The 10,685-nt window shown below is 52.8% G+C and carries 10 protein-coding genes; 7 read left to right on the top strand and 3 right to left on the bottom strand.

Going from position 1 to position 10,685, the window contains the following annotated elements:
• A partial coding sequence (pntA, locus tag H7A81_RS22055) for a Re/Si-specific NAD(P)(+) transhydrogenase subunit alpha (protein WP_182058732.1) occupies positions 1-1,350 on the bottom strand: 1,350 nt, incomplete at its 3' end.
• Between the two features lie 539 nt (positions 1,351-1,889).
• Here pntA and ydgH point away from each other — a divergent pair.
• Both ydgH and H7A81_RS22045 read left to right on the top strand, forming a co-directional pair.
• Entirely contained in the window at positions 1,890-2,846 is a 957-nt protein-coding gene (gene ydgH / locus H7A81_RS22050) for a DUF1471 family protein YdgH (RefSeq protein WP_160867386.1), read from the top strand.
• Positions 2,847-3,057: 211 nt separating this feature from the next.
• Complete coding sequence (locus tag H7A81_RS22045; protein WP_166935073.1) at positions 3,058-4,449, top strand: basic amino acid/polyamine antiporter; 1,392 nt, start codon at positions 3,058-3,060, stop codon at positions 4,447-4,449.
• On the opposite strand, the gene H7A81_RS22040 is transcribed toward H7A81_RS22045, so the two are convergent.
• On the bottom strand, positions 4,450-4,863 hold the full coding sequence (locus H7A81_RS22040; RefSeq protein WP_038646835.1) for a hypothetical protein: 414 nt from the start codon (positions 4,861-4,863) through the stop codon (positions 4,450-4,452). It lies immediately after the preceding gene.
• Positions 4,864-5,039: 176 nt separating this feature from the next.
• Between H7A81_RS22040 and rstA the strand changes: the two genes are divergently transcribed.
• From rstA to H7A81_RS22015, 5 genes are all read left to right on the top strand, one after another.
• The gene (rstA, locus tag H7A81_RS22035) at positions 5,040-5,765 is read left to right on the top strand and encodes a two-component system response regulator RstA (RefSeq protein ID WP_034830927.1); all 726 of its coding nucleotides are present in this window, start codon (positions 5,040-5,042) and stop codon (positions 5,763-5,765) included.
• Positions 5,762-7,072, top strand: coding sequence for a two-component system sensor histidine kinase RstB (gene rstB / locus H7A81_RS22030; protein WP_182058731.1), 1,311 nt, complete (start codon positions 5,762-5,764; stop codon positions 7,070-7,072). The genes rstA and rstB overlap by 4 nt, the downstream gene beginning before the upstream one ends.
• 12 nt (positions 7,073-7,084) lie before the next feature.
• Complete coding sequence (locus H7A81_RS22025; RefSeq protein ID WP_182058730.1) at positions 7,085-8,572, top strand: carboxypeptidase M32; 1,488 nt, start codon at positions 7,085-7,087, stop codon at positions 8,570-8,572.
• A gap of 171 nt (positions 8,573-8,743) precedes the next feature.
• Positions 8,744-9,223: an acid resistance repetitive basic protein Asr gene (gene asr, locus H7A81_RS22020; RefSeq protein ID WP_160867390.1), complete on the top strand. Its 480-nt coding sequence runs from the start codon at positions 8,744-8,746 to the stop codon at positions 9,221-9,223.
• A gap of 279 nt (positions 9,224-9,502) precedes the next feature.
• Positions 9,503-10,309, top strand: a complete 807-nt coding sequence (locus H7A81_RS22015; protein WP_034821307.1) for a serine protease — start codon at positions 9,503-9,505, stop codon at positions 10,307-10,309.
• A 110-nt stretch (positions 10,310-10,419) separates the two neighbouring features.
• Here H7A81_RS22015 and H7A81_RS22010 read toward each other — a convergent pair.
• The coding region (locus tag H7A81_RS22010; protein WP_182058729.1) for a DUF3418 domain-containing protein at positions 10,420-10,685 on the bottom strand (266 nt) is incomplete at its 5' end.

The following is a 10,685-nucleotide window of genomic DNA, read 5'->3' as shown; positions in this document are numbered from 1 at the left end:
ATGCAAAGCGTGACTGACGTTCCACACCACGTAGTAACCGACGACACAGGAGAGTGCGAAGACAGTAAAGTGGGAGAGGAATTCTGGCGGTGCCACGTTAGCGAGGCAGGCAAACAGCACCACAGCCAATGCCAGCAGCAGATATTTGCGCCACGGTGAAACCGGTTTGGCTTCCACTTTTGCTTTTGGCTCAATGGCCGCCTGCGCCGCTTTCGGTGCAGCAGATACCTGAATCGGTGGCGCTGGCCAGGTGACTTCGCCGTCACGAATCACGGTGACGCCACGTACCACAACGTCTTCGAAGTCGACGGTGATTTCGCCGTTCTTCTCTTTGCACAGCAGTTTCAGCAGGTTGACCAGATTGGTACCGTAAAGCTGAGAGGACTGTGTTGGCAGACGGCTAGGCAGATCGGTATAACCAATGATCTTCACACCGTTGCTGGTTAAAGTCACCTGATCAGCTACCGTGAGATCACAGTTACCGCCGGTTGCTGCCGCCAGATCGACAATCACGCTACCTGGCTTCATGCTGGCAACCATTTCAGCGGTAATCAGCTTCGGTGCCGGTTTGCCCGGGATTAAAGCGGTAGTGACGATGATATCGACTTCTTTCGCCTGCGCGGCAAACAGCTCCATCTCTGCCTTAATAAAGGCTTCTGACATCACTTTGGCATAGCCATCGCCACTGCCGGCTTCTTCTTCGAAATCCAGCTCAAGGAACTCGGCGCCCATACTCTGCACCTGTTCTTTCACTTCTGGACGGGTATCAAACGCACGAACGATAGCCCCAAGGCTGCCCGCTGCACCGATTGCCGCCAGACCCGCCACGCCCGCACCGATGATCATCACTTTGGCGGGTGGTACTTTACCGGCTGCGGTGATTTGGCCGGTAAAGAAGCGACCAAATTCGTGTGCCGCTTCTACAATCGCACGGTAACCCGCGATGTTCGCCATGGAACTCAGCGCATCCAGTGCCTGGGCACGAGAAATACGTGGCACAGAATCCATCGCCATGACGGTAACCTGACGTGCCGCCAGTTTTTCCAGCAGTGCCGGATTTTGTGCGGGCCAGATAAAGCTAACTAAAGTGCTGCCCGCGCGTGTCAGTTCGATCTCCTGATCGTCTGGCGCATTCACTTTTAACACGATGTCAGACTGCCAGACACTTTCGGTGGTGCTGACAGTGGCACCAGCGGCGATAAAGCTCTCATCGTCAAAACTTGCGCGAATACCTGCGCCCTGCTCGACCGTGACGCTGAATCCCAGCTTGATCAGTTGCTCAACGGTCTTTGGCGTTGCAGCAACGCGCGACTCATTGGCTAACCGCTCTTTGGGTATCCCAATTAACATACTGTTTCCTTTCAACAATTAAAGGATGAGGTTCTGTAAGTGGCACAAGCCCATAAGGCTGAAACAGCGTTTCAGTTTTTTATGAGCAAAATGCGCAATGTAACAAAGTCTTTATAACCTACTGAAAATGTGAAAAGTGATCCACAGCGATAACGCACACTTATGACATTCACACTAATATTCAGATGCAAAGATTGAATGCCACCTTTTGCCACTAGTTTTGCGACATAATAAAAAATATTCTGCTGCGCAAAATCGTGTCATGTCGAATTTAGTGTTTTTAAAAACCTTTATTTAACAATACCTTAACCATTATGATGCTATGTGTTACCAGAATAAGTGGTAAAGCGGTCAAAAAAAAGCCATAGCATAGGTAAATGACATGTCGATGAATAATTTGCGGAGATTGTCAATCTTATGCGCATAAATTGGCTGAGACAGGTTGATTATTACATGCAATAATCAGCGGCTAATCTGTTATACATCAAGAGTCCAGCACGTTTTCGTACTCATTTTGCGTAAGGCGAAGGATCATTTTTATGAAGCTGAAGAACACCATTCTGGCGACCACCTTGTTATCACTGTTGGCAGCAAATGCATTTGCCGCCAAAGAGTTGACGCCAGAACAAGCGGCCGCGTTGAAGCCATTCAAACGTATTAATATCAACGGTCGCTTTAATGCTATTGGCGATGCCACCGATGCCATCTCCAAAGCAGCCGATGAAAAAGGCGCTGACTCCTTCTATGTGCAGGGCATTAACGATACCAACGGCAACGGCGGCAACTGGCGCGTAACGGCGGATCTTTACAAAGCGAATGCGCCAAAAGCGGATGAGACCACCAAATACCGTATGTTTAACGGCGTGAAAGAATTGCCGAAAGCGGAAGCGTATCGTTTAGAGCCATTCGATACCGTTTCCGTCAATGGCTTTTTCTCCAGCCAGCCTGATGTGAATGAAGCGATAGCTAAACAGGCAAAAGACAAAGGCGCAGCCTCCTTCTTTATTGTGCGTCAGGTTGATGCCAACAACGGTGGCAACCAGTACGTGACGGCTTATGTCTATAAAGCCGATGCACCAGAGCGCAAAGTGCAGAGCGTCTCCGATTCCATCCCAGCCGATTCTGAAGCCGGTAAAGCCGCTTTAGCCGCGGGCGGTGCAGAAGCGAAGAAAGTGGCTATCCCTGGCGTTGCCTCTTCTGATACGCCAAGTCGTAGCGTAGGCCGTTTCTTTGAAACGCAAAGCTCCACCGGTGAACGTTATACGGTGAAACTGGCGGATGGCCGTAGCGTGCAGGAAGTGAATGCGATTACTGCGGCTCAGATGCAGCCGTTTGATACCATCACCTTCTCTGACCACTTCGGTACGCCAACAGAGATCTCTGATGCTGTGGGCAAACGTGCCGTGGAAAAAGGTGCGAAGTACTATCACATCACGCGTCAGTGGTCTAACCAAAGCGGTGGCAACCTGACCGTGACCGCGGATCTGTTCAAGTAATTCGCTTGCGGGGCGGCTTTCGTCGCCCTGCTCATCTGTTTGCATAGTCTGTGCGCAGATCTGCATAATCCTGCATTGCCTTCCCTTTTCGCTCTCCGTAAAATCCTTCGCCTGTTTTCAGGGTATTCCGTTTCAAAATCGGCCAATTGCCACGTTACACTCCAGCGGAATCGTCACTACCCAGCATACTCTGCTGTCCAGGAATGGTGTTTTGGATAAAAAATTAGGTCTGAGCGCGCTCACCGCGCTGGTACTCAGCTCCATGCTCGGTGCGGGTGTATTTAGCCTGCCGCAAAATATGGCTGCCGTCGCTGGTCCCGCGGCTCTGTTGATTGGCTGGCTGATCACCGGTGTCGGCATCCTGTTTCTTGCGCTAGCCATGCTGCTGCTGACGCGCTTAAAACCCGAACTGGACGGCGGGATTTTTACCTATGCACGCGCCGGATTTGGTGAGTTAGTCGGATTTTGTTCCGCATGGGGTTACTGGCTCTGTGCGGTCATCGCCAACGTCTCTTATCTGGTGATTGTCTTTTCGGCGCTGAGTTTCTTCACCGATTCGCCTGACCACGTGGTATTCGGCGATGGCAATACCTGGCAAGCGATGCTCGGTGCGTCGGTACTTTTATGGCTGGTGCACTGGCTGGTGTTACGAGGTGTGCAAACGGCTGCCAGCATCAACCTGCTCGCTACCCTGGGGAAACTGGTACCGCTGCTGCTGTTTGTGGTGTTGGCTTTACTCGCATTCAACTACGATCGCTTCCACTTTGACTTCAGCGGCGCCGCGCTGGGCCAGCCACTCTGGCAGCAAGTCAAGCAGACCATGTTGATTACTTTGTGGGTCTTCATTGGTGTGGAAGGCGCCGTGGTAGTCTCCGCGCGGGCACGTCATAAGAAAGATGTGGGACGCGCCACCATGCTGGCGGTTATCGCGGCACTGCTGGTTTACTTACTGGTGACCCTGCTTGCACTGGGCGTGGTGCCGCGTGCAGAGTTGGCGCAAATGCGAAATCCCTCCATGGCCGGCTTGATGCAGCATCTGTTAGGGCATTGGGGCAATACGGTGATTGCGGTGGGTCTGATTATTTCCGTGTGTGGCGCGTATTTAAGCTGGACAATTATGGCGGCAGAAGTCCCTTTTCTGGCGGCACAGCAAGGGGCTTTTCCCCGCAGCATTGCGCGGCAGAATCGTCACAATTCGCCAGCCGCTTCGTTGTGGCTCACCAACGGCAGCGTGCAGGTTTGTCTGATCCTGATTGCGGTCACTGGCGCAGATTATAATACGCTGCTGACCATCGCGTCAGAGATGATTCTGGTGCCGTATCTGCTGGTGGGGCTGTATTTAATTAAAGTGGTTCGCGGACAAAAAAATCCGCTGGCATTGGCGGTAGGATTGGGTGCCAGTGCCTACGGATTCTGGTTGCTTTATGCTTCTGGCCCGCTGCACCTGCTGTTGTCTGTGGTGCTTTATGCGCCGGGATTACTGCTGTTCCTTTACGCGCGACGCGGCGGCCGTGGTAATAGAGTGTTGTCACAACTTGAGCGCATCGCGATTGGATTACTGATTGCGGCAGCACTGCCAGCAATGTGGCAGCTTACGCAGTAATTAGTGAGGTTGAACCGGGATTGAGACGCACAGCAGGTCATCCTGCTGTGTCAGATTGAGCGCTTTACGGTATTCCTGATGAATCGCGTCCAGCTGATCTTCTGACAACGGATAAGGCAGTTGAATGTCAAAACGGCTGATGTGCTGTTGTTCCGCGAGAGTAATCAGTCGCGCGATATTGATCTCGTCGCTGACCTGCGTTGAAATGATTTGTAATGCTAATTCTTTCAGATGATCGTCGCTTGCCGCTAAGCCGTGTGCAGATTTACGCGTCACCATGCCAAAAATCGGCATGACACCGTAAATGGCGTCAACGAAACTCCAGCGTTTTTTGCAGGAAGCAGAGAGAAAATCGCTGTAATTGAAGCAGATGCGGTCACTGTATCCGGCTGAAGCCAGCTCTTTATCAGACACCCTCGCACTCCTCCTGGTTTTCGTTACGGTTCCGAACCTTGCGCTACAACGCGCCGCTAATAATGGCACATTTCACCGTAATTATACCAGTCAGGCAGGGATATTTCGTGCGATAGCGTAGAGCTCAGGACCAGGAAAAGTTATGCTGCTGTCATTCTCATCACTTACCGTGAAATATGAACAAAATTGTCTATGTGGAAGATGAGCCAGAAGTCGGTGAATTGATCGCCGCTTATCTTGGCCGCCACGATATTGAAGTGACTGTTGAAACGCGCGGTGACCGTGCTGAAGCGACTATTTTAGAAGCCGATCCCGATCTGGTGCTACTGGATATTATGTTGCCGGGCAAAGATGGCATGACCGTTTGCCGCGACTTGCGCGCGCACTGGTCAGGGCCGATTGTGCTGCTGACATCGCTCGACAGTGACATGAACCACATTCTGGCGCTGGAGATGGGCGCCAACGATTACATTCTGAAAACCACGCCGCCCGCTGTTCTGCTGGCACGCTTGCGTCTGCATCTGCGCCAGGCGCAGGGTTCTCAGCCTGAAGTGGCGCCCGCTATTCAAAGTTCACAGCGGGTTTTGCGTTTTGGTTCACTGACTATCGACTCCCTCAATCGCCAGGTCACGCTGTTTGACGAGAACATCACCCTCTCCACCGCCGATTTTGATCTGCTGTGGGAGCTGGCCACGCATGCAGGCCAGATCCTGAATCGTGATGCATTGCTGAAAACCTTGCGAGGGGTGAGCTATGACGGCATGGATCGCAGTATTGATGTGGCGATTTCTCGTCTGCGCAAAAAACTGTATGACAGCGCCACCGAACCGTTCCGCATCAAAACCATCCGCAATAAAGGTTACCTGTTCGCGCCTCAGGCCTGGGATACCCGCTCCGCATGAGAAAGCTCTTTATCCAGTTCTATCTGCTGCTGTTCGTCTGCTTTCTGGTGATGACTTTGCTGGTGGGCTTGGTGTACAAGTTCACCGCTGAGCGTGCGGGCCGCCAGTCAATGAATGATTTGATGGCGAGTTCGCTGTTTCTCATGCGCAGTGAATTGCGTGAGATCCCCCCGCGTGACTGGAATAAAACCATCCGCAATCTCGATCTCGATTTGTCTTTTGAGTTGCATATCGAACCGTTGAGTAAATATCAGCTGGATGAGCCTGATATGCGCCGCCTGCGCGCCGGTGAAATCGTCGCACTCGACGATCAATACACTTTCCTGCAGCACATACCGCGCAGCCATTATGTGCTGTCGGTCGGCCCGATCCCTTATCTGTTTTATCTGCATCAGATGCGCATTCTGGATATCGCGCTGCTGGCGTTTATCGGCATGTCGTTGGCGCTGCCGGTGTTTATCTGGCTACGTCCGCACTGGCAGGAGATGCAGCGGCTGGAAAAAGCCGCGCAACGTTTTGGTCGCGGTGAGTTGGATGTGCGTACCCATTTTGAAAGTACATCGAGTCTGCACAGCCTCGGCGTGGCGTTTAACCAGATGGCGGACAATATCAATACGCTGGTTGCCAGCAAAAAGCAGCTGATTGATGGCATCGCCCATGAGTTAAGGACACCGCTGGTTCGACTGCGCTATCGCCTGGAAATGAGCGATAACCTCAGTGACGCCGAGTCGGCTGCGTTGAACCGTGACGTCGGCCAGTTGGAGAGCCTGATTGAAGAGCTGTTAACCTATGCGCGCCTCGACCGCCCGCGTGTCGATCTTAACCTTCAGTCGTTTGATTTGGCGCAGTGGTTGCGTGTGCATATCGAAGATGTGCAAACCATGAATCCTCAAGCGCATATCGCGCTGGATATTCCGCAACTTGAGAATGTGGGTTCCGCCGATACCCGTTTGATGGAACGCGTACTGGATAATCTGGTGAACAATGCGCTGCGTTATGCCCAACAGCGTCTGCGCGTCAGTCTGTGGTTTGACGGCGCCATCGGTAATTTACAGGTTGAAGATGATGGTCCAGGTATTCCACCTGAAGAGCGCGCACGCGTTTTTGAACCTTTTGTGCGTCTCGACCCTAGTCGCGATCGCGCGACCGGCGGCTGTGGGCTCGGGCTGGCGATTGTCCACTCTATTGCGCAGGCACTGCAGGGACAGGTCACTATTGAGAGCAGTCCGCTCGGTGGTGCCAGCGTTCGCTTCTGCTGGCCGGTTGATCTACCCTTGCGAGATATTTCGCCCCGTTTACCGTCATAAGGAGCTTTAATTGTGACTTCTGCTTATCAGGAACTTAGCAAAACTTTCCAGCGCCTGGCACGCTTTGGCCATCTTGGGGCTATTGCCGGTGTCGATATGCAAACCACTATGCCACCCGGCGGCAGCCAGGCGCGCGGTGAAGCCATGGCGGAACTCAGTGTGTTTATGCATGAACTGTTGACCGATAAACGCCTTGGCGGCTTATTCGATGCCGCCCAGCAGGAATCGTTGAACGACGTAGAGCAAGCTAACCTGAGCGAGATGCAGCGTGCGTGGCAGCAGGCAACGATTCTGCCTGCTTCGTTGGTTGAAGCCAAATCGCTGGCCGGTTCGCGTTGTGAGCATGCCTGGCGCCAACAGCGCCCTGCCAACGACTGGCAAGGCTTCTCGGCTAACCTAAAAGAGGTGGTGAAACTCAGCCGTGAGGAAGCCCGGTTACGCGCCGAAGCGCTGGGTGTCTCTCGTTATGACGCGTTACTGGATGTGTTCGAACCGGGCATGACCAGTGCACAACTCGACAATACCTTTGGCGAATTAAAAAGCTGGCTACCCTCGCTGCTACAGAAAGCCGTCGAGAAGCAGCAGAAAACCGCCATCGCGGCGCCGGTGGGTCCCTTTGCTGTTGAAGCGCAGAAACAGCTCGGCTTGAGTGTGATGAAAACGCTGGGCTTTGATTTCAATCATGGCCGCCTGGATGTCAGCGCTCACCCCTTCTGTGGAGGCGTGCCAGAAGATGTGCGTATTACCACACGTTACAATGAGAACGATTTTCTGAGTGCGATGATGGGCGTGATCCACGAAACCGGCCACGCACGTTACGAGCAGAATTTGCCGCAGCAATGGCGTGGACAACCGGTGGCACATGCGCGATCAACCGCCATGCATGAATCACAAAGCCTGTTTATGGAGATGCAGTTGGGCCGCAGCAAGGCGTTCCTGCAGCATATTCATCCGCAGGTCGTCGCCCTGATGGGTAACCAGCCCGCATTAGCGCTGGATAACTTTGTTCGCCAGACACAACGCGTGAAGCCGGGCTTTATCCGCGTGGATGCCGATGAACTGAGCTATCCAGCTCATGTGATTCTGCGTTACGAAATCGAACGTGCGTTGATTGAAGGCGAGATTGAAGTTGATGACATCCCTGCGCTGTGGGATGAGAAAATGCAGCAGTCTCTGGGGATGGATACGCGTGGCAACTACCGTGATGGCTGCATGCAAGACATTCACTGGACCGATGGCGCCTTTGGTTACTTCCCAACATATACGCTGGGTGCCATGTACGCCGCCCAGCTGTTCCAGGCGGTAAAGCGCGCTATCCCGCAAGTGGATGAGCTGATCCGTAACGGGGAGTTGCAGCCGGTGTTTGATTGGTTACAGCAGAACATCTGGCAGCACGGCAGCCGCTTCCCGACGCAGCAACTGTTGGTGAATGCCACGGGTGAAACACTGAATCCGCACTATTTCCGTCAGCACCTTGAACAACGCTATCTCACTGAGTAAACTGCGCGGCGGCCCGATCGGCCGCCCCTTTTCGCTTCCTTTACCCGCCTTTGTACATTCCGTTACACGCCGATACCAATGCCTCACGGAAAGACCGAATTGTTTTTCATATAGTTCTTTCACCGGCCCCGCAGTGGGCTACACATGAAAAAATAGTTCGAGGATTTTGCGATGAAAAAATTAGTTGCACTGGTGATCGCCGCTGCTATGGGTATGTCTTCTGTTGCTTTCGCTGCTGAGACCACTACAGCTGCTCCGGCTGCTGCCGCTACCACTACCGCAGCACCTGTTAAGCACAAAGCAGTTCATCATAAGAAAGTTGCCCAGAAAGCTCAGGCAGCTAAGAAACACAAAAAAGTAGCGAAGAAAGCGCCAGCTGCTCAGAAAGCTCAGGCTGCTAAAAAGCACCACAAAAAAGCAACCAAGCCAGCTGCACAGAAAGCCCAGGCTGCTAAAAAGCACCACAAAAAAGCAACCAAGCCAGCTGCACAGAAAGCCCAGGCTGCTAAAAAGCACCACAAAAAAGCAACCAAGCCAGCTGCACAGAAAGCTCAGGCTGCTAAAAAGCACCACAAAAAAGTAACCAAACCAGCTGCACAGAAAGCTCAGGCTGCTAAAAAGCACCACAAAGTGAAAAAAGCGGCTAAATAAGCCGGCCTCTTAGCGCCAACACCGCATTAACGATTGAAAACACCCGGTTATGCCGGGTGTTTATTTACTGGAGTAGCGAAAAATGGTGCGTCGCTATCGCTTCGAAATTATCCTGATTGTGATGATCCTGTGCGGCATTGTTGCAGCCAGCTTTTTTATCTAGTCGTTGTAGCGTGCTGATTACTCCAATATTTCTCCCTTTTTTCCCGCTCTCCGACTATAGTTATCGCTCAAGCGTGATGACAATAACCTCTTCTTATTCTCGCCATTGAGAGAACTATGCGCCTGGCTATCCTGTTACTTGTTGGAATTTTCAGTTTTAACCTCGCAGCACATGCCGATGATGAAGATGGGCCAAGCCCGGAAGACATCAAGACGCTATTTTTTGGCAAAGACCACCGCAAAGCCATTACGGATGTGAGTGCCGCTCCCTGGGATGCCATTGGCCAACTGGAGACCGAAAGTGGCAACCTCTGCACGGCCACCCTGATATCCGCCCATCTGGCATTAACCGCTGGACACTGCCTGCTCGCCCCTCCGGGTAAATTTGATAAACCGGTGGCGCTGCGTTTTATGTCAGGTGCTAAAGGCTGGCGTTACGAAATACATGATATTGATGCGCGTGTAGAACCTTCACTGGCGCGCAGGCTACAGGCCGATGGTGAGGGCTGGATCGTGCCACCAGGTGCGGCACCTTACGATTACGGGCTGGTCATTTTGCATAATCCGCCGTCGGGTATCGTACCCATCCCCTTATTTGACGGCTCACGTAGCGATTTAACCGATGCGTTGAAAACCACCGAACGCAAAGTGACACAAGCCGGTTACCCTGCTGATCACCTCGACACGCTCTATTCTCACAGCGACTGCCTGATTACCGGCTGGGCGCAACGCGCGGTGTTGTCGCATCAATGTGATACGTTGCCAGGCGACAGCGGATCGCCGCTGCTACTGAAAAGTGGTGATGGCTGGAAACTGATTGCCGTGCAAAGCTCTGCACCCGCACCGGCGGACCGTTATCGCGCGGATAACCGTGCCATCGCGGTGACGTCGTTTAAAGACAGTCTGGAAGAGCTGGCGAAATAAGATTTTCGCCACAGAATCGCGCACCTTCTTCGCGCCAGGGTGTTTCATGCGCAGTCAGCGATATTTCACTCACAGAGGCGCAGAAAGAGCGCCTCTGTGCTTAGGGTGACTCAGCTAATTTGTTCCATCGCCTGCAGAATACGCTTATCAGAGATAGGATAAGGTGTGCCCAGCTGCTGAGCAAAATAGCTAATCCGCAACTCCTCCAGCATCCAGCGAATCGCCTGAACTTCAGCATCATCCTGACGCTGCGGGGGCAGTTTATTGCGCCATGTTTGCCACGCCTGCTCTGTGGCCTGCACCTTCAGCATGCGTGCACGATCGCTGTAAGGGTCAGTCGGCAGTTTTTCAAGGCGGCGTTCGATGCCCTGCAAAT

Origin of the sequence: Pantoea sp. ME81 (assembly GCF_903970985.1) — a bacterium.
Lineage (GTDB): Bacteria > Pseudomonadota > Gammaproteobacteria > Enterobacterales > Enterobacteriaceae > Pantoea > Pantoea communis.
The sequence above is the reverse complement of the archived record's forward strand: the minus strand, read 5'-3'. Positions and strand labels throughout refer to the sequence as shown.